At 65.5% G+C, this 19,280-nt stretch carries 17 protein-coding genes; 7 read left to right on the forward strand and 10 right to left on the reverse strand.

Features of this window, described 5'->3' with window-relative positions; translation table 11 throughout:
• Positions 1 to 4: 4 nt before the first annotated feature.
• From EI73_RS03565 to EI73_RS03590, 6 genes are all read right to left on the reverse strand, one after another.
• On the reverse strand, positions 5 to 301 hold the full coding sequence (locus EI73_RS03565) for a DUF1622 domain-containing protein (RefSeq protein ID WP_034384323.1): 297 nt from the start codon (positions 299 to 301) through the stop codon (positions 5 to 7).
• Between the two features lie 4 nt (positions 302 to 305).
• Positions 306 to 722 (reverse strand): DUF1622 domain-containing protein, encoded by a 417-nt coding sequence (locus EI73_RS03570; protein ID WP_034384326.1) that lies wholly within the window; start codon positions 720 to 722, stop codon positions 306 to 308.
• Between the two features lie 63 nt (positions 723 to 785).
• A complete protein-coding gene (locus EI73_RS03575) occupies positions 786 to 2,474 on the reverse strand; it encodes a bifunctional UDP-sugar hydrolase/5'-nucleotidase (RefSeq protein ID WP_034384328.1) in 1,689 nt (562 codons plus the stop codon).
• Between the two features lie 47 nt (positions 2,475 to 2,521).
• A complete protein-coding gene (locus EI73_RS03580; protein WP_034384330.1) occupies positions 2,522 to 3,721 on the reverse strand; it encodes a serine-tRNA(Ala) deacylase AlaX in 1,200 nt (399 codons plus the stop codon).
• Positions 3,718 to 4,527: an AAC(3) family N-acetyltransferase gene (locus EI73_RS03585; RefSeq protein ID WP_034384333.1), complete on the reverse strand. Its 810-nt coding sequence runs from the start codon at positions 4,525 to 4,527 to the stop codon at positions 3,718 to 3,720. Before EI73_RS03585 ends, EI73_RS03580 begins: the two co-directional genes overlap by 4 nt.
• 81 nt (positions 4,528 to 4,608) lie before the next feature.
• Positions 4,609 to 6,765 (reverse strand): glutamine synthetase III, encoded by a 2,157-nt coding sequence (locus tag EI73_RS03590; protein WP_034384336.1) that lies wholly within the window; start codon positions 6,763 to 6,765, stop codon positions 4,609 to 4,611.
• Positions 6,766 to 7,012: 247 nt separating this feature from the next.
• On the opposite strand from EI73_RS03590, the gene glnA reads away from it, so the two are divergent.
• The 7 genes from glnA to clpB all read left to right on the forward strand — a co-directional run bounded on the left by glnA (position 7,013) and on the right by clpB (position 16,909).
• Positions 7,013 to 8,362, forward strand: coding sequence for a type I glutamate--ammonia ligase (glnA, locus tag EI73_RS03595; RefSeq protein WP_034384339.1), 1,350 nt, complete (start codon positions 7,013 to 7,015; stop codon positions 8,360 to 8,362).
• 244 nt (positions 8,363 to 8,606) lie between these two features.
• Positions 8,607 to 9,761: a branched-chain amino acid ABC transporter substrate-binding protein gene (locus EI73_RS03600; protein ID WP_034384342.1), complete on the forward strand. Its 1,155-nt coding sequence runs from the start codon at positions 8,607 to 8,609 to the stop codon at positions 9,759 to 9,761.
• 227 nt (positions 9,762 to 9,988) lie between these two features.
• The gene (locus tag EI73_RS03605; protein WP_034384345.1) at positions 9,989 to 11,002 is read left to right on the forward strand and encodes a branched-chain amino acid ABC transporter permease; all 1,014 of its coding nucleotides are present in this window, start codon (positions 9,989 to 9,991) and stop codon (positions 11,000 to 11,002) included.
• Positions 10,999 to 12,624, forward strand: a complete 1,626-nt coding sequence (locus EI73_RS03610) for a branched-chain amino acid ABC transporter permease (protein ID WP_034384348.1) — start codon at positions 10,999 to 11,001, stop codon at positions 12,622 to 12,624. Before EI73_RS03605 ends, EI73_RS03610 begins: the two co-directional genes overlap by 4 nt.
• On the forward strand, positions 12,621 to 13,436 hold the full coding sequence (locus EI73_RS03615; protein ID WP_034384351.1) for an ABC transporter ATP-binding protein: 816 nt from the start codon (positions 12,621 to 12,623) through the stop codon (positions 13,434 to 13,436). Before EI73_RS03610 ends, EI73_RS03615 begins: the two co-directional genes overlap by 4 nt.
• Positions 13,429 to 14,199, forward strand: a complete 771-nt coding sequence (locus EI73_RS03620) for an ABC transporter ATP-binding protein (protein WP_081908952.1) — start codon at positions 13,429 to 13,431, stop codon at positions 14,197 to 14,199. The genes EI73_RS03615 and EI73_RS03620 overlap by 8 nt, the downstream gene beginning before the upstream one ends.
• Positions 14,200 to 14,350: 151 nt before the next feature.
• Positions 14,351 to 16,909: an ATP-dependent chaperone ClpB gene (clpB, locus tag EI73_RS03625; protein ID WP_034384355.1), complete on the forward strand. Its 2,559-nt coding sequence runs from the start codon at positions 14,351 to 14,353 to the stop codon at positions 16,907 to 16,909.
• A gap of 57 nt (positions 16,910 to 16,966) precedes the next feature.
• On the opposite strand, the gene EI73_RS03630 is transcribed toward clpB, so the two are convergent.
• The 4 genes from EI73_RS03630 to EI73_RS03645 form a co-directional block, all read right to left on the reverse strand.
• Positions 16,967 to 17,206: a WGxxGxxG family protein gene (locus EI73_RS03630; RefSeq protein WP_034384360.1), complete on the reverse strand. Its 240-nt coding sequence runs from the start codon at positions 17,204 to 17,206 to the stop codon at positions 16,967 to 16,969.
• Positions 17,207 to 17,282: 76 nt separating this feature from the next.
• Entirely contained in the window at positions 17,283 to 18,626 is a 1,344-nt protein-coding gene (radA, locus tag EI73_RS03635; RefSeq protein WP_034384364.1) for a DNA repair protein RadA, read from the reverse strand.
• Entirely contained in the window at positions 18,619 to 18,909 is a 291-nt protein-coding gene (locus EI73_RS03640; protein WP_034384366.1) for a DUF2087 domain-containing protein, read from the reverse strand. The genes radA and EI73_RS03640 overlap by 8 nt, the downstream gene beginning before the upstream one ends.
• Before the next feature lie 48 nt (positions 18,910 to 18,957).
• Positions 18,958 to 19,269 carry a DUF2834 domain-containing protein gene (locus EI73_RS03645; RefSeq protein WP_034384368.1) on the reverse strand — a complete coding sequence of 104 codons (312 nt, stop codon included), beginning with the start codon at positions 19,267 to 19,269 and terminating at the stop codon, positions 18,958 to 18,960.
• Positions 19,270 to 19,280 lie beyond the last annotated feature (11 nt).

Consider the following 19,280-nt stretch of genomic DNA (forward strand, 5'->3'; position numbering starts at 1 on the left):
TCCATCAGCCCAACTCGGCCTGAAGCTGCCGGCGTTCCCAGATGATCACGCGCTTGAGCAGGGTGCGCAGGGTGAACACGGCGGCAAACAGGCCGATCTGGTTCCAGGTGGTGAGTTCCAGGGTTCGCAGCAGGGTCGCGACGACCTTGAGGTTGAGGGCCAGCAGCAGCCCCTCTGTCACCAGCCAGCGGGCCTGAAGGGTGCCTTTGCCACGCAGCAGGGCGAGGAGCGCCGCCGCGACAGAGCCAAAGATCACCGCATTGGTCACCCCTTCCACCAGGAGGCGCAGCAGGGCCAACATCCCGCTAGCCCTGTTCGCGGCGAAGGGGCCCCGTGATCTTGGTCTCGGCCACGTGCTGCGCCTCCTCGCGCACCTCTTTGCCCAGGAAGTAGTTCAGGGCCGTGCGGATGCCCGCGATGGCCGCGAGCTTTCCGATGTCGTCCCAGGTCGGCGCGACGGCAGTGCGCAGGATATCGGCGGCCAGCAGGAACTCCAGCACCACCGAGAGCCAGCGGCCCAGGCGCAGGCGAATCGCCTCTTTCAGCGACTCGGGCCGCTCGTGCTGCACGAAAAACAGAATCACTGAGCGCCACACCGCCTCGATCACCGCGATGCCCACAATGATTCCCGAAGCCCCCTCCACCCCGGTCGCAAGGTAACGGGTGATCAGTCCGACCACCGTCTCGAACTGCTCGAACCAGCCCGCCATGCTGCCTTCCATACCCGCAGGCTAGAGGCTGCTGCGCCCTGTGGGTGATCGCCGTCCTGAGGAGGCCTTGAGATCTCAGTTGAGCCGGGTGATGCGGTTTTGGGGTCCGGGCGCCACCGTCTTCGACTTCAGGTAATTCTGGAAGGCGTCGAGGTCGACGTCACCGCCAAGGCGATCAGTCCCCTGCGCAAACACCGTAAAGTTATCACCGCCGTCCGCGAGGAAGCTGTTGACGGTGACCCGGTAGCTGCGGCTGGGGTCCAGCGGCTCGCCGCCCAGCCTGATGTCACTGACCTTCTCGCCCTTGGGCTTGCTGTTGTCCCAGGTGTACGTGAAGCCCTCGCTGACCTGAAGGATGCGGTTCTGACCGGGGGCGGGATTATCAAACTGCTGTTCGAGGACGGCCTTGATCTGCGCGCCGGTCAGCGTGAGCACCGTCAGGGTGTTGCCGAAGGGCTGCACCGTGAAGGCGTCCCCGTAGGTGACCTTGCGCTCGGGGTTGGGCACATTCACGGGCAGGTCGGCGCGAATACCGCCGGGGTTCATAAAGGCAACCACTGCTCCGCCCTTTTCTGGGGCGCGGGTCGCGGCGAGTTGGGCGTCAGCGATCACGTCTCCCAGGGCACTTTCCCCAGCAGAATTCTGGGCGCGGGTAATCTGCTCGGCCCCTAGGGTGGCGATGGTCTGCCCCGCCACCGGATCGGTCAGGGCCTTTGCCTTCTGCACGAGGGCAGTCATGGCCGGATCCTTGGGGGCGGTGGCGGCATTCACGACCACGTTGTTCGCCTTGACGGACAGCACGCGGTTGGCGCGGGTGTCAATGGTCAGGTCGAGGCGCTGGAGGAGGTGGCCGTAGGCGTCCCCCTGAATCACCACGCGTTCCTGACCATTCGGACCGGGGACGCGGCAGTTGTAGCCGCGGTGGGTGTGGCCCGTCATGATGACGCTGACCGCCGGGTCCAGCTGGCGAGCGATGTCCACGATGGGGCCGGTCAGCGTCTTGCAGTCCACGATGTCAAAGGCGTCTGTGCTTGAGCCCCCCTGGTGAACGAGCGCAATAATCGCGTCCGCGCCGCCCCGCTTGATCTGCGGGATCACGGCATTAATGGCCTTGACCTCATCCTCGAAGCGGAGGCCCGCCACCCCGCTGGGGGTCACCACGGTGGGCGTCTCCTTGAGCACCGCGCCGACGAACGCGATCCGCGCCGGGCCGACCCGCACGATCTTGTAGGCGGGCAGGACACGCTGCCCGGTCTTGGCGTCGAGCACATTCGCCGCGATGTAGGTGTACCCGGCCCCTGGGAAGGTGTTGTTGTACCGGCAGGCCCTGTCGGGCGCATTGCTGTCGCAGCCGCCCTTCTGAAAGCGCTGAAGTTCCGCAAAGCCGTAGTCAAACTCGTGGTTCCCCACCACGTTGACCTGCATCCCCAGCCGCGTGAGGGCGTCGATGGTCGGCTCGTCGCGCAGCAGGGCGCTGATCAGGGGGCTGGCCCCGGTCATGTCGCCCACCCCCACAAAGACCGTGTTGGGGTTAGCCTTTTTGGCCTCCGCGAGGATGCCGCCGATCGCCTCGATGCCGCCCGCCTGCACGGTCAGCGTCTTGGTGCGGTCGGCAGGGTCGGGCACGCGAAAACTGGTGGGGAGCAGGTTCCCGTGAAAGTCATTCACACCGATGACCGTCACGTCGGTCTGCGCGGGGCCGAGGATCATGGAGCAGCTGCTCAGGCTAAGCGCCGCTCCTACCAGCAACAGGTTCTGTTTCATGGACATCCAGCATACCCAGCCGCTGCCGCGCACGCATCAGCCCAGCGTCAGGCCAGCAGCCGCGTGCCCAGCAGGGCAGCGCGGACCGCCTGCAGGAACTGCTCGGGGTCCGCCGTGTTGCCCTGAGCCAGCGCTGCCCGCCCGCCCCCCCTGCCGCCCGTCACCCGGAGTGCGGCGTCCAGCAGCGCTGAAGCAGGACAGTCCACCCGGCGACTGCCAATGCCGCAGCGTCCCCCCACGGCCAGGGCGACCCGCACTTCCCCTTCCGGCGTCGCCGCCAGGGCCCCAGGCAGCAGCGCCGGGTCATCTAGCCGGAGGAAGCGCACGGGAACACCCGCGACCAGCTCAGGCCGCACCGCTTCTGCCAGAGCCTGGGCGAGGCGAGCGCGCAGCCGCAGGTCCTCCGCCTTCAGGGCGTCGCGCTCGGCGACCAAGGTCTCGACCCGGGCCGGCAGGTCCGCGACGGACGAACTGAAGCGCTGGGCGAGCGCGCGGGCACTGCGGTACACGCCCGCGAGGTACGCCCCCGCCTCCTCGCCCGCCATAAACACGACGCGGGTGAGGCCACCGCGGATACGCTCGGTGCGCAGCACGACCACCGGCGCAACCAGGCTGGCGCGGGGAACGTGGGTACCACCGCAGGCACTCACGTCGAAGGGGATGCCCGCTGCGTCCCGGAAGATCACCAGCCGCACGGCCCCGCGGACCTTGGGCTCTCGGCGCAGGCGGTAGCGGTGCAGTTCCGTTTCAGGGACAACGGGTGTCTCCAGCGTGAGGTCACCGCGGGCGAGCGTCTCGCGCAGCAGCGTCTCGGCAGCGAGCACGTCCGCCTCTGTGGGGTTACCCTCCAGGTCGATGGTGCTTTCGGCGCTGCGCATGCTGACCGCCGCCACGCGAAAAGCCGGGTTAAGACGAAAAAAGGCCTGCGCCAGCAGATGTTCGGCGCTGTGCCGGGCCATATGGCGCCAGCGGCGAGCAGCGTCCACCTCACCGCGAACAGGAGTTCCAACCGGGGGCAGGTCTCCTTCTGCCTCATGCCAGATCACACCGCTCGCTTTGTCCCTCTGGGTGTCCCGCACGCGCGTCTCGCCGCCGGACCAGCGCAGCACACCCGCGTCACCATTCTGGCCGCCACCTTCCGGATAGAACGCCGTGGCGTCCAGGGCCAGCGCGCCGTTGCGGACATCCACAACCGTCGCGCTAAAGGTCAAGCGGGTGGAATCTTCGGCATACAGGGGGCGGGTCATCGGAGGGCAACCGGCGAATGGGGACGGGGCGTCAGCCCCCGCCGACGAACGAGCTCACGAACCTCCTGGCAGCGGCAGCCGGGGTAGGTGCACAGGAGCGCTTCCGGGTCCTGGGTCAGCAGCCGCACCGTGGCGTCCACCAGGTCGCGTACCCGGTACAGCCGGAGCGTGGCGCCGCCCACCTGGGCAGCCTGACCACGAACGTACGGCTCCAGCCGCGCAAAATCCGCCGAACAGTTCGGGAAGGCCGTGGGGACGACCTGCTCACCCAGCGGCACGTAGCGCGTGAGCAGCGGCATGCCCGCCACGTGCTCACCGTAGTGAATAGTGGTGTTGCTTCCAAAATCCACGCCCATCAGCAGGGCGTAACCGTCCAGGTCGTACAGCGCGCCCACCGGCAGGTAGGGGCTGTCGAGCGTCTGCGCCGCCGTCACGCGCTCTGCCTCCGCCCCCAGGGCGACGAAACTGAGGGTAGGATGAAAGGAGCGCCGGGCCTCAGCTCGCTCCACGAGCTCCTGGGGCACCCGCCCGATATCACGGCTCACGCGCGAATCGCGGTGAAAGCGGACATGGACCGGCGAGGTGGCCTGACGCAGCAGCGTGCCGTAGGTAAAGGCGGGGGCGACCAGGGTCGCCGTGCGCGCCATCAGCGTGTCCACCACTGTTCGTGCCCCGCCCTCCAGATGCCCGAAAGACCGCAGGCTGGCATGAACGATCACATGCTGCGAACCGTCCAGCCCCAGCTCGGCCAGTCCCGCGTTGAGCTCGGCGGGCGTGACGGGCGTCTTGCGCAGCATCTTCAGCACAGCTCCTAGTGTAGCGAGTGTCGCGCGCCGGTGGCAGGGGGCGGGAGAAGAGACGCTCAGCCCCCTGGCCTTTTGCTGCCCTCACTTCACAAACAGCATCTGACGGTACGTCGGCAGCGGCCACAGCGTCTCGCTCACCAGGCGTTCGAGCCGGTCGGCGGCTCCTCTCACCGCCTGCATGGCAGGGATGACGTGGTCACGCATGTGGTGCGCTTTCTCGTGGATCTCCTCGCCGCCCAGCGCCGCATTCTGCTCGCGCAGGTGCTGAAGGGCGTCGTAGAGGTCATCCGTCACGGCAGCGACCTCGCTGGCGGTCGCGGTGAGCGCTCGAGCGGGCGTCTTTACGGCACACAGCTCCCGCAGGTAATTCGCGGCGGCGGGCAGGATCATCGTTTGGGCGATGTACTCGGTGGTCTCGCCCTCGATGTTCACGGTTTTGAAGTACTGGTCGTAGAGAACTTCCTGACGGGCCTGCACCTCACGCTCCGAGAGGACGCCGTAACGGCTAAAGAGCGTCACGTTCTTGGGGTCACTGAGGCGCTCGATGGCGTCCAGGCTGGTGCGCAGGTTCAGCAGGCCCCGCCGCTCGGCCTCCTCGTGCCACGCCTGCGCGTACCCGTCGCCGTTAAAGACGATGCGCCGGTGCCGTGCGTAGGTCTCCTTCACGACCTGCACAGCGGCGCTGTCGATGTCCTGGCCCTCCTCCAGCTTGGCGCGGAGCTGCGCGCTGAGCGCCTCGATGGCATCGGCGACGATGGTATTCAGCACGGTGATCGGAAAGCTGATGCTCTGCGACGAGCCGACGGCGCGGAACTCGAACTTGTTGCCGGTAAAGGCAAAAGGGCTCGTGCGGTTGCGGTCTCCGGCGTGGCGGGGAAGGTGCGGCAACACCGGAACGCCCAGCCCCAAGACGCCCGCCTCGGCACCGCGCCCGCCCTCTCCGCTCACCAGCCGCTCAAAGATGTCCGTGAGCTCTTCTCCCAAAAAGATGCTGATGATGGCAGGAGGAGCCTCGTTCGCGCCCAGGCGGTGGTCGTTGCTGGCCGAAGCCACGCTTACACGCAGGAGGTCTTGGTGTTCGTCCACGGCCTTGAGCACCGCCGCGCAGAAAAAGAGAAACTGCGCGTTCTCGTGAGGCGTCTCACCGGGATCCAGGAGGTTCAGGCCGCTGCTCGTGCTCATCGACCAGTTGCAGTGCTTGCCGCTGCCGTTCACACCCGCAAAGGGCTTCTCGTGCAGCAGCGCGACCAGACCGTATTTGCGCGCTGTATTGCGCAGCACCTGCATCACGAGCTGCTGGTGATCGGCAGCCACATTGCTCGCTTCAAAGATCGGGGCAACCTCGAACTGACCGGGCGCGACCTCGTTGTGACGGGTTTTGACCGGCACGCCAAGCGCGTAGAGCTGGTGCTCGACATCCGTCATAAAGGAGAGCACTCGGTCGGGAATGGCCCCGAAGTAGTGGTCTTCGAGCTCCTGACCACGCGGCGGCTTCGCACCAAACAGGGTGCGGCCCGTCATCACCAGGTCAGGGCGGCGGTAGTAGTACTCCTCGGCGATCAGGAAATATTCCTGCTCTGCCCCCAGCGTACTGCTCACGCGGGTGTCCTCGGGGTGACCAAACAGGCGCAGGGCCGCCTGAGCACTCCTGTTGAGCGCTTCGGTGGAGCGCAGCAGCGGCGTCTTGTTGTCGAGCGCCTCGCCCGTCCAGGAGGCAAAGGCCGTGGGGATACACAGGGTTGCCCCGTTGGCGTGCCGCATGATAAAGGCCGGGCTGGAGGGATCCCAGGCCGTATACCCGCGGGCCTCAAAGGTCGCGCGCAGGCCCCCGGAGGGAAAAGAGCTCGCGTCGGGCTCCGCCTGAATCAGCTCCTTGCCGCTGAAGGAGGCGATGGCGCCGCCGTCACTCGTGGGGGTGAGAAAGGCGTCGTGCTTCTCGGCGGTATAGCCGGTGAGGGGCTGAAACCAGTGGGTGTAGTGGGTTGCCCCCTTCTCGAGCGCCCAGGCCTTCATTGCGAGGGCCACCGTGTCGGCAATCGCCGGGTCCAGCCGCTCGCCCCGTTCCAGCGTGGCCTGCAGGCTGCGGTACACCGGCTTGCTGAGCCGCACCCTAAGTTCATCGAGCGTGAGCACGTCGCTGGCAAACAGTTCCCCAAACACCTGCGCGGGCGTCGCCGGGGCGGGGGCCTCCACCCGCCAGTTGCGGGCAGCGGAGATCACATCGAAATCACGGTTCATAGAACTTTCCCTCCAGACGGGGCAGGTAGGGCCGCAGCCTCATCCCGCGACTGCGCCGAGTATAGGTTCCTCCTGAAGAGGCGGTCAACCTAAGAAGAACAACTTGCACAGATAAGCCAGGAGACAACCCTTTTCATCCTGTCTTTGTGCAATTTGTTCAAACAAAAAGCGACAGACCTTGAGGGAAGTGGCGACAAGCGGCTGCGGGACTTGCAGCGCCCCCCCCGCGCTCGCTACGGTCCATGCCATGACACGAGTGCCGCCCCAAAACGCCCAGGACCTGCTGGAGACCCTCCAGGCGCAGGACGTGGCGTTTTTACGCCTGCAATTCACCGACATCCTCGGCACGACCAAGAACGTGGAGGTTCCCCGGTCGCAGTTTGAAAAGGCCCTGCGCGGCGACGTGACTTTTGACGGGAGCGCGGTGGAGGGGTTCACGCGGGTCGAAGAGAGCGACATGCTGCTCTCACCGGACCTGTCCACCTTTCTGATCTATCCCCCCTTTGCCCCCGAGGAGGAAGGCGGACGGGTGGCGCGGCTGATCTGTGACGTTACCCTGCCGGACGGCACGCCGTTTGAGGGGGATCCCCGGCGGGTCTTGAAGCGGCAGGTCGAGCGAGCAGCGGGGCTAGGCTTCGAAATGTTTGTGGGCACCGAGCCGGAATTCTTTCTGTTTGAGCGGAATGCCGGGGGAGGCGGCCTTCCGGTCACACACGACAAAGCGGGGTACTTCGACCTTGCGCCGGTGGACAAGGGCGAGCGCATTCGCCGCGAGATCACACAGAGGCTGGTGCAGATGGGGTTTGAGATCGAGGCCGCACACCACGAGGTTGCGCCGGGTCAGCACGAGATTGACTTTCGTTATGCCCCCGCGCTGGAGGCGGCTGACCGCATCGCGACCTTTAAATTCGTGGTGAAGCGGGTCGCGCTGGAACACGGGTTGACCGCCAGCTTCCTGCCCAAACCCATCGCGGGCATCAGCGGCTCAGGGATGCACTGTCACCTCAGCCTGTTCCGCGACGGGGTCAACGCCTTTGCGGACGCGGCCGGCGAGCACGGCTTGTCGGACACGGCGCGCCACTTTATCGCTGGGCTCCTGGAACACGCCGAGGGCATGACGGCCGTCACCAACCCCCTGGTGAACAGCTACAAGCGCCTGGTACCGGGCTTCGAGGCCCCGGTGAACGTGGCCTGGAGCACGAGTAATCGCTCGGCCCTGATTCGTATCCCGGCCAAACGCGGCGCCTCTACCCGCGCGGAGGTGCGGATGCCAGACCCCAGTTGCAATCCCTATCTGGCGCTCGCGGTGATGTTGGCGGCAGGCCTAGACGGCATCGAGCAAAGGCTCGAGCCGCCGCCCGCCATCGCGCGCAACATCTTCCGCATGACGGTCCGCGAAAAGCGCCACCACCGCATCCGCGAGCTGCCCACCGACCTGCGGGAGGCCGTCAACGAACTGGAAAAGGACGAGGTGATCGGGCGCGCCCTGGGCGAACACGTGATGGAGCACTTTCTGGCAGCCAAACGCGCTGAGTGGGCCGAGTACAGCATGACCGTCCACCCCTGGGAACTGGACCGCTACCTCGACCTGATCTGAGGTGGGAAGCCAGCCTCCCCCCAAAACCCCCACCGCGCGCCTTCGGCTGCTCCACAGCGCGCCAAGCGCAGAGAAATTGTTCCCATTCAGCGCTTCAGAGCAATTTTTGGCTGCGAAGCTTTTGTGGAAGCGGTTTTTGCTGCCCGTGACCTCATGAGGGTCACATTGACTTCCCTTTAGGAACGTGCCTAGAATTGGCGCATCTCGACAACAGCGCGCGAGCGCAACCCTTTTCGGAGGACGCATGAAGAAAACCGCCCTGAGCCTTTCCATCCTGGCCACCCTCGCCCTGGGCAGTGCCAGTGCCCAGACGGTCGTGAAGATCGCTACCCTCTCGCCGCTTTCCGGTGGGCAGAGCGACCTCGGCACGCAGATTCGCAACGGCGCGCAGCTGGCGGTCAACGAGTACAAGCCGCAGTTCAAGAAGCTGGGCATGGACCTGCAGCTCGTCGCCTACGACGATCAGGCCGACCCGGCGACCGGCACGGCACAGGCCCGCAAGATCGCCGCCGACCGCTCTATTCTGGCGGTGGTGGGCACGCTCAACAGTGGTGTTGCTATTCCCTCCAGCCAGGCGCTCGCGCCCAGTCACGTGGCGATGGTGAGCCCGGCGAACACTGCCAACCAGGTCACCGACCGTGGCCTGAGCAACATGAACCGCATCGTTGCTCGTGACGACGCGCAGGGCCCGGCGGGAGCGAACTTTATCACGCAGAACCTCAAGGCCAAGAAGGTCTACATCCTCAACGACAAGACGGCGTACGGCGAAGGCCTGGCCAAGGAGGTCGAAAAGGCCCTCAAAGCCAAGGGCGTGCAGGTGATCACCAACGAGGGCACCGAGGAAAAGAGCGACTTTTCCAGCATCATTGCCAAGATCAAGCTGCAGCGCCCGGATGCCATCTACTTCGGCGGCATCTACAACCAGGTGGGCGTGTTTATCAAGCAGCTCCGCGAGGCGGGCATCACTGCGCCGGTGGTGGGCGGCGACGGTCTCGACAGCGCCGAACTGGCTACGATCGCCGGGAAGGGCGCCAACAACATCTACTTCACGACGGTGGCCGCGCCCATCGAGGCGCTGCCCGCCGCGCGGACGTTTGCGACCAACTTCCAGAAGACCTTCAAGGATCAGGCGCAGGGCTTCGGGGCCTTTGGGTATGACGCGGCCAAGGTGGTTCTTCAGGGCATCCTGAACGCGGCCAAGGCCAACGGCAACAAGGTGCCGAGCCGCGAGCAGGTTGAGCAGGCCATTCGCAAGGGCAACTTCACCGGTCTCCTCTCCGGCAACGTCAGCTTCAACAGCGTCGGGGACCGCAAGGCCGCCACGCTGTACGTGATGAATGTCGACAACGGCAAGTACAAGCTGGCGACCAGCATTCCGGTTAAGCCTGCCCGGCAGTAAGCGCCTTGGCCGGGACATCCCGGCGGCCCCACTTCCGACCTTCCCCCCATGAGTCACGGGGCTGGGCACCTCGCCCGGCCCCTTCTTTTTGAGGGCTTCCTTGTGGCCCAAGAAGGGGCGTGTGGCGGCAGAATAGGGTAGGTCCAGTCCCCCTTCTCTGACCGCTCGCCGTTCTTCGTTTCTCCCCCGCCGCGCTGCGGGATGACCTCTGAGAGAGGAGCTGGATTTTGGATCTCGCCACCCTGCTGCCGTTCATCGTGAACGTGGTTGTCGGCGGCCTCGTGCTGGGCTTTGTATACGCCATCATCGCCCTGGGCTACACCATGGTGTACGGCGTGCTGCAACTGATCAACTTCGCGCATTCGGAAGTCTTTGTCACCGGCGCGGTCGTCGGATTTGAGGTGTTTCGGGTGCTCGCCCCAAACCCGATGAATGGCTACCTCAAGCTGCTGATCGCGCTTGTGGCGGCGATGGTGGTCTCTGGCCTGCTGAATGTGCTGATCGAGCGCCTGGCCTACCGCCCACTTCGCAACGCACCCCGGTTGGTGCCCCTGATTACCGCCATCGGCGTGTCGCTGATCCTGCAAGACGTCCTGCGCGTGATCGAGGGGTTCCAGGGCCGCTTCGACCTGACCTATACCCTCCCCGAGGGCTTTAGCGGCAAGTTCTGCAGCGCGGAGAGTTCCTGCGTAGCGCTGGGAAACGCCCTGCGAACGGTAGGCATCGACCTCCAGCTCAAGGACGTGATCCTGATTGTGGTGGGTCTCGTGAGCCTCGCGGTCCTGAACTACCTGGTTGGCCGCACCCGGCTGGGCAAGGCGATCCGCGCTGTGGCACAAGATCGGGTCACCGCCGGACTGATGGGGATCGACGCCAACCGCATGATCAGCGCGACCTTTTTGATCGGTGGGGCGCTCGGCGGTATCAGCGGCGTCCTGTTTGGCATCAAGTTCGGCACAGTCAACGCCTACTCGGGCTTTGACCCCGGCATCATCGCCTTTACGGCGGCGGTGCTGGGCGGCATCGGCTCGATTCCCGGTGCGGTGCTGGGCGGTCTGGTCCTGGGTGTGATCCAGAACCTGATCGGCGTGACGAACATCTTTGGCGGGCTGCTGGGCATCGCCAACCTGGAAGCGATCGACGCCTCCTACCAGCGGATCGGAGCGTTTATCGTGCTCGTGCTGATTCTGATCTTTAAGCCAACTGGCCTGCTCGGCAAGAGCAACGTGGAGAAAGTATGACGGCGGTGAGTCCTGCTGCGCCGCGGCGTACGCGCCCTGCTCCGGACCGCACGCTGCTGCTGGTGCTGACATTTTTGGCCACCAGTGCGCTGCTGCTGGTTTCGCATAACGGTGAGCTGCTGGGGCGGCTCGGGAACCTGGGCGGGTTGCTGCGAAACCCCATCGTAGAGGCGGTGGTGGTCTCCCTCTTCCTGGCCAACGTGCTGTTCGCGTATCTGTGGCGTGCCGCTCCCTGGGCCAAGGCGCTGGTTGGGTTGGGCAGCCTGCTGCTCGTGTTGCCCTGGGCCGGGCAGGAAGACACCTCCCTTCTGGACCTCAGCATTCAGATCATGATCTTTGCCGCGCTTGCCCTGGGCCTGAATATTGTGGTGGGACTCGCGGGGCTACTCGACCTGGGGTACGTGGCCTTCTTTGCGGTTGGAGCCTACCTGTGGGGCATCTTCGCCAGCCCACGCTTCTCGGAGATCCTGCGCTACTACGGTGAGAATCCGGGGGCCACGAACGCGAGCACGCTGGCGTTTGGGCTGTTTTTGACGGCGGTGACCGCGGCGAGCATGGTGTACATCCGGCGGCAGGTGGTGCGGCCCACGCGGGCATCGACCTGGAGTTTCGCCCTGGCGAGTTTTGGCCTGGTTGCGGGCCTCATCCTGACCGGGCGGGCCCTGCTCGTGCTGGGGGCCTCCCGGGCAGCCGGACTGGCCACCGGCATCGACGCGAACTTTTTCTGGCTGTTCCTGGCCCTCAGCGTGCTTGCTGCGGCCATTGTGGGCGTGCTGATCGGCCTGCCGGTGCTGCGCCTCAAGGGGGACTATCTGGCCCTGATCACGCTGGGGCTGGGCGAAGTGATTCGCGTGCTGGCCAACAACCTCGACCTGTACTCGGCGGGCTCGCAGGGCATCACGCCCATCAAGAGCGCCGCGGTGCCGTGGTTTGACCGTTTGGCCGGTGCCCTGGGCTTTCAGCCTGACCAGTATTACCTCCTGTTCCTGTACGTGCTTGTGCTCGTGATGATCGCCATCATCCTGATGGTGAATATCCGGCTGGACCGCTCGCGCATCGGGCGGGCCTGGATTGCCATTCGGGACGACGAGGTGGCGGCGCAGGCGATGGGCGTGCCGCTGGTCCAGACCAAGCTGATCGCCTTTGCCACAGGGGCGAGCTTTGCAGGTGTGATGGGGATGATCTTTGCGGCCAAACAGACCTTTATCAGCCCGGAAAGCTTCAACCTGTTTCAAAGTATCGGCGTGCTGAGCATGGTGATTCTGGGCGGAATGGGTTCTTTTCCCGGCGTGATCCTGGGCGCGGCCGTGGTCACCCTGCTGAACCTGCGCATTCTGCCGGGCTTGGGCGAGGCCACCGCCAACCTGGGCCTGCCGCAACAGGTGAACCCAGGGCAGCTCCAACGGCTGATTTTCGGCGTGATTCTGGTCACCATGATGCTGCTGCGTCCCGAGGGCTTGCTGCCCAACCGGCGCCGCGCCCTAGAACTGCACCACGAGGAGGATCAGGAGGACGACAGCGCGAAGGGCAGCGGGCCAGCGCTTACGGCGGGCGGCGGGGACGTCTATAGCCCCGGCCTCGCGCCACAGAAAGAAGACGAACGGGCAGGAGGCGCGCAGTGACGGCCGGCAACATCATTCTCGACGTGCAGAACGTCACCAAGACCTTTGGCGGCCTCACCGCCGTGAACGACGTGACCTTTCAGGTGCCGCAGCACGCCATCGTCAGCGTGATCGGGCCGAACGGCGCGGGCAAGACCACCTTCTTTAACCTGATCACGGGGATCTACAAGCCGGACCGGGGCACCATCCGGCTCGCCGGGCAGGAACTGGTGGGCCTGCGGCCCGATCAGGTGGTGGCAGCGGGCATCTCGCGCACCTTTCAGAATATCCGCCTCTTTTCCACCATGACCGCCGAAGAAAACATCATGGTGGGGCGGCATACTCGCCTGAAGGTGGGCTTTTGGGACGCCGTGCTGCACACCCGCACCTTTCACCGAACCGAGGCGGAGGCGCGGGAAACGGCTCGGGTGATGCTGGAGTTCGTCGGCCTGAGCAAATGGCGCAGCGAACTGGCGACCAATCTTCCCTACGGCGACCAGCGCAAGCTGGAAATCGCCCGCGCGCTCGCGACGACGCCCAAGCTGGTGCTGCTCGACGAACCAGCAGCGGGCATGAACCCCCGCGAGACCGAAGACCTCAAGGCGCTGATTCGCCGCATCCGCGACGACTTGGGCGTCACGGTGGTCTTGATCGAGCACGACATGCGCCTGGTGATGACCCTCTCGGAGAACATCACCGTGCTGGACTACGGCACCAAGATCAGTGAGGGCCTCCCCCACCAGGTCCGCAACGATCCGCGCGTCATGGAAGCGTACCTGGGCCGCGGTGCGGCGGCGGGCGAGTACGGCAAGGAGGCGAGGCCGAATGCCTGAGAGGGTGATGGCGAAAACGACCGAGCAGACGGCGGGACCAACCGGCACACCCATGCTCGAACTGCGGGACGTTCACACGTACTACGACCACATCCATGCCCTCAAGGGCATCAACATGACCGTTCACTCCGGCGAGATCGTGGCCTTGATCGGTGGCAACGGCGCCGGCAAGACGACCACGCTGCGCACGATCAGCGGCATGATGAAGCCGCGACACGGCCAGGTGATCTATGATGGGCAAAACATCTCTGGCTTGCCCCCCCATACGATCATGGGGCGCGGCATGAGCCACGTGCCCGAGGGCCGCCGGATCTTTGCTCAGCTCACGGTGCGTGAGAACCTGGAGGTCGGCGCGTACACGGTCACCGACCGCCAGCTGATCGAGGAACGGATTCAGGAAGCTTTTGCGCTGTTCCCGCGCCTCAAAGAACGCGAGGGCCAGCTTGGCGGCACCATGTCGGGCGGGGAGCAGCAGATGCTGGCGATCGCCCGCGCCCTGATGGTCAATCCACGCTTGCTGCTGCTGGATGAACCTTCCATGGGCCTCTCGCCCCTCTTTGTGGAGGCGATTTTTGACATCGTCGAGCGCCTGAACAAGGAACGCGGCACCACCATCCTCCTTGTCGAGCAGAACGCCAGCATGGCGCTGGGTATCGCGCACCGCGCCTATGTGCTGCAAACCGGTGAGATCCGCCTCAGCGGCGACGCGGCGAGCATCGCGCAGGATGAGAGCGTGCGCAAAGCGTACCTCGGCGACGAGTAGCCCAACGTCAGGCGGCCAGGAGAGCCGGAGCCACCGCTCCCGCCTCCTGGCCGCTCCGCTTTCTCTCCAGAGTTACGGTTCTTAGCCTTCAATAAACTTGACATGACCTCACTCAAGTTTTAGACTGGGGCCACCAAAGGAGGTTTCGACCTTGAACCCTGAACGCTTCACCGAGGCGGCGCTCCAGACCATCGCTGGAGCGCAGCAACTCGCACAAACCAACCAGCAACAAACCCTCACTGTGGCGCATGTTCTGCGTGCGCTGCTGGAGAACGACACCGCTGCGCGCGCGATCACGGCCGCGGGTGGCGACCTCAAGGCCCTCCGCTCGGCCCTGGACGCCGAACTGGCCAGGCTGCCCCGCGTGCAGGGCGGGGGCGAAAACCTGTACCTCGACCCGGCGCTCAACCGCGCCCTCCAAAAGGCCGAGCAGGAGGCCAAGACGCTGGGCGACGCCTTTGTCGCGGCCGATACCCTGCTGCTCGCGCTGCGTTCGGAAAGCCGCACGCCCGGCCTGCCACCCGAAGCGGCCCTGCGACAGGCGGTCACCGACGCCCGGAAAGGAAAGACTGTGACCACGAAGACTGCTGAGCAACAATTTGACGCGCTGGCCAAGTACGGCACCGACCTGACGCAGCGTGCCCGCGACGGCAAATTCGACCCGGTGATCGGCCGCGACGAGGAGATTCGGCGCGTGATGCAGATCCTCCTGCGCCGCACCAAGAACAATCCGGTGCTTATCGGCGAGCCCGGTGTTGGTAAGACTGCGATCGCCGAGGGCCTCGCCATCCGCATCGTGAAGGGCGACGTGCCCGAAGGGCTGAAGAACAAGCGCATCGTCTCGCTGGAGATGGGGAGCCTTCTGGCCGGGGCGAAGTTCCGCGGCGAGTTTGAAGAACGCCTCAAGGCCGTGATCGAGGAGGTGGTGCAGTCCCAGGGTGAAATCATTCTGTTCGTCGACGAGATCCACACCATCGTTGGTGCGGGCAAGACCGAAGGCAGTCCCGATGCGGGCAACATGCTCAAGCCCGCTCTGGCGCGCGGCGAACTGCACCTGATCGGCGCGACCACCCTGGACGAATACCGCGAGATCGAAAAGGACCCGGCCCTGGAACGCCGCTTCCAGCCCGTCTTCGTGGACGAGCCCAGCGTGGAAGACACCATCTCCATCCTGCGCGGCATCAAGGAGCGCTACCAGGTCCACCACAACGTGGAGATCACTGACCCCGCGCTGGTGGCCGCCGCACAGCTCAGCCACCGCTACATCACGGACCGTCAGCTCCCCGACAAGGCGATCGACCTGATCGACGAGGCGGCCGCCCGGCTGCGGATGGCGCTGGAATCCAGCCCCGAGCGCATCGACCAGCTTCAGCGCCGCAAGCTGCAACTGGAGATCGAGCGCGAGGCGCTCAAGAAAGAAAAGGACATCGACTCGCAAAACCGCCTGCTGGACATCGAGGAACAGCTCAAGGCGGTCACGGACGAGCTGGCCGAGGTTCGTAGCCGTTGGGAGGCCGAACGGCAGGAGGTGCAGGCCCTGCGCGAGAAACGCGAGGCGCTTGACCAGGTGCGCACCGAGATCGAAAAGGCGCGGCGCGAGTACGACCTGCAAAAGGCGGCCGAGCTGGAGTACGGCAAGCTGCCGCAGCTTGAGCGTGAGGTGCAGGACCTCGAGCGCAAGCTCAAGGGGGCCGAATTCGCCCACATGGAAGTGACGGAAGAGGACATCGCGGCCGTCGTGAGCCGCTGGACGGGCATTCCGGTCAGCAAGCTCATGGAGGGCGAACGCGAGAAGCTACTTCACCTCGAAGAGCAGCTGCACCAGCGGGTGATTGGCCAAGACCGCGCCATCGTCAGCGTGGCCGACGCAATTCGCCGAGCTCGTGCTGGCCTGAATGACCCCAACCGTCCCCTTGGTTCCTTTATGTTCCTCGGGCCGACAGGCGTCGGTAAAACCGAGCTGGCCAAAGCCCTGGCGGAATTCCTCTTCGACTCGCCCGACGCGATGGTTCGCATCGACATGAGCGAGTACATGGAAAAACACACCGTGGCTCGCCTGATCGGTGCACCTCCCGGCTACGTTGGGTACGAGGAGGGCGGTCAGCTGACGGAAGCGGTGCGCCGCCGCCCCTACAGCGTCATTCTGCTCGATGAGATCGAAAAGGCGCACCCGGACGTGTTTAATGTGCTGCTTCAGGTGCTCGACGACGGCCGCCTCACCGACGGTCAGGGCCGAACCGTAGACTTCCGCAACACGCTGATCATCATGACGAGCAACATCGGTTCGCCGCTGATCCTCGAAGCGCAGGCACGCGGTGACAGCCCCGAAAGCATCCGGGAGCAGGTGCTGCAGGTCTTGCAGGGTCACTTCCGGCCCGAATTTCTCAACCGGATCGACGACATCATCGTCTTCGACGCGCTGACCTCCGCTGACCTCCACCGGATTGTGGAGATCCAGACCCAGGGCCTGCGCCGCCGCCTCGCCGAGCGCCGCGTGACGCTCCACCTCACCGACGCCGCCAAGGACAAGCTCGCACAGCTGGGCTACGACCCCGCTTTCGGCGCCCGTCCCCTCAAGCGCGTGATCGCCCGCGAGATCGAGACGCCCCTTGCTCGGGAAATCCTGGCTGGGCGCGTCCCCGAGGGCAGCACACTCACCGTGGACCACGACGGCCACACCTTCCGGTTCGAAACCGGCGTCCTGCACTGAGCTCGCTGCACAAGAAGCCGCCGCCCCCGTAAAGGGCGGCGGCTTCTTGTGTGCTCCTCAGCGGCGGTTGGTTGTGGTCGTGGTCGTGGTCACGCGGCGGGGAGCACTCCCCCCACCCAGACCGGCCAAGCCGATCAGCCCGGCCAGGCCCAGCCAGCCCCAGTCAAAGCCTCCTCCATCGTTCGTGGTCGTGGTGGTCGTATCGGTGGTGCCGGTGGTGTCGGTCTGCGCGGAAGCGCTGACGGGCAGGGCAAGAGCGGCGGTCACAGCAAGGGCTTTGAAAAGATGGTGGCTCATGAGGGCAGTGTGGCGCAGCAGACAAAAAGAGAGATGACGGGCCCTTGAGGAAATCTGTAGGTCCACGCGAAGCCGCTCAAGCGGGGCGCCGCCAGACCAAGCCGACGGCCTCCTCGACGCTGCGCACGCCCTCGCGCCCTTCTAGGCCGGGGGGCACAATCAACTCGTGGTACCCGGCGCGGGTCGCCTCCTGCGCGCGGCGCAGCGCCCCCTGCGTCGAGCGGACCTCACCCGCCAGGCCCACCTCGCCAAACACAGCGACGTTGCCGGGAAGGGCGCGGCCCACCACGGCGGAATACACCGCGAGCGCCACCGGGAGGTCAAGGCCAGGATCGGGGACCTTGAGGCCGCCCGCCAGGTTCACGTACACGTCCAGCCCGCCCAGGGTGAGATCCAGGCGGCGCTCGAGCACGGCCAACACCACATCCACCCGCCGGGGATCGAGGCCCACCACCACCCGGCGCGGGTTGGGATAGGGGGTTTTGGCCGCCAGAGCCTGAACCTCCAGCAGCATGGGCCGCTGCCCGTCAATGGTCGCCGCCACAACACTTCCTGGGACCCCCACCGGCCGCTCGGCCAGGAAGGCTGCCGAAGGGTTTTCCACGGCCACCAGGCCCTCGCCGCGCATCTCGAACACGCCGAGTTCTCCCGCCTGTCCGAAGCGATTTTTCACGCTGCGCAGCAGCCGAAAGGCCCCGACCGTCTCCAGAAAGACCGTCGTGTCCACGATGTGTTCCATCACCTTCGGCCCGGCGACGGTACCCTCCTTTGTGACGTGACCGACGAGGACCGTGGCCGTACCCGTCTCCTTCGCCGCCCGGGTGAGCAGGGCCGTGCCCTCCCGCACCTGGGCGACACCGCCGGGCGCGCCTTCCACGTCCACCGTCACCGTCTGGATGGAGTCCACGATGCACAGCGCCGGTTTGTGTTCATTCATCAGCGCTGCGATGTGTTCGGCACGGGTATCTCGGGTCAGCCCGATCTCGGCCCCCACCCCCAGGCGGTCGGCCCGTAGGCGAATCTGCTCCAGCGATTCCTCACCGGCCACGTACAGCACGCTGTGCCCCTGCGTGGCCAGCCGGTCAGCGACCTGGAGGAGCAGGGTGCTTTTGCCGATCCCCGGTTCCCCACCGATCAGGGTCACACTGCCCGCCACCAGCCCGCCGCCCAGCACGCGGTCGAGTTCGGGAATTCCGCTGGGCAAACGAGGCTCCTCGCGCCGTCCGACAGTCGAGAGAGGGGTGAGTTTGCCGCCGACAATGCCGCCGTACCCGCCTCCCATCCGGGCCTTGCCCGTTCCCCCTGCGGTCGCCTCCTCCACAAAAGAGTTCCATGCCTGACAGCTTGGGCAGCGGCCCAGCGGCTTGGCCGACTGGTAGCCGCAGGAGGTGCAGACGTACTTTGCCGTGACCTTAGCCACGGGGCCCCTGGGGTTCGGGCCGACTGTCTGCCCGCCAGTACGTGCTGTCCCGCGTGGCCAGGTAATCGCCGTCCACCAGCTCCGCAAGCAGCCGCCCGGGATCCTCCAGGGTGCTGTGGTCACGCAGCACCGCCAGCACCTCGGCCTCGCTGTAGCGGCGGCCCGGCTCGAAGAGACCGGTCAGGTGGTCGAGGATGGCCAGCTGATGCGCTCGGCGGCGATCCGAGGGCCAACTGGTAATCCGGCCGTACTCGTCCTGAAAGGCAGCGATGCTTTTGGTCATGACCGGCATGGTAGCGGGTGAGGAACGCAGGAACCGTGCCGCGAGACGCTAGGCACTCCTCTGCCGTTCACGCAGGTACAAAAACAGCGGTAGGCCGAAAGAAGGCCCCACACAAAGCGTCCCGAGGATGGCCGCCCAAGTTCCACGAACGCCGCGTTCACGTCCCTGGACGACGATCAGCAGAATGACGGTCAGCGCACTGACGAGGACATCCGCCCACGCGAACGCTGAGACGCGGGTGGAGACAACCTCCCGCATAAAGAGCGGGAGGTTCAAGCCGTGCTGAGCAAGCCAGGGCACAAACTGACTGAGGGGCAGCAGAAAGCCGAGGACGGCGAGCGCCAGGAAAAGGACCTGCATTGGCCCTCACT

Source organism: Deinococcus sp. YIM 77859 (genome assembly GCF_000745175.1).
Lineage (GTDB): Bacteria > Deinococcota > Deinococci > Deinococcales > Deinococcaceae > Deinococcus.